Below are 260 nucleotides of genomic sequence, written 5' to 3'. Positions count from 1 at the left end.
ACGTCTGTGATCAAAAACGACGCGCTGTTTGGAACAATTGGCGTTGACATGTTACGTTGTCCTTAGATTGTTGGGTCGGGCAGGATCGTGATCAACACATCCTCCCATAGGCCAAGGGCCACGATCTGCGCATCAGTGCGCACCAGAGTAGGGTCATCGGTTATCGGCATATCGAACTCTTCGTCAACCGAATACAGCACTAGGTTGTAGTTCGCTATCTCGTAGAAAAGCGAGACAAGCGTGTTGATATCTAGATCACC

1 protein-coding gene is annotated in these 260 nt (G+C 49.6%); it reads right to left on the bottom strand.

Annotated elements, in window-relative coordinates; all coding sequences use genetic code 11:
- Positions 1–62: 62 nt before the first annotated feature.
- A partial coding sequence (locus AC1RPU_RS08310) for a hypothetical protein (protein ID WP_481769697.1) occupies positions 63–260 on the bottom strand: 198 nt, incomplete at its 5' end.

The organism is Dellaglioa sp. CoH-55-MRSF-7, assembly GCF_056782235.1.
The sequence above is the reverse complement of the archived record's forward strand: the minus strand, read 5'-3'. Positions and strand labels throughout refer to the sequence as shown.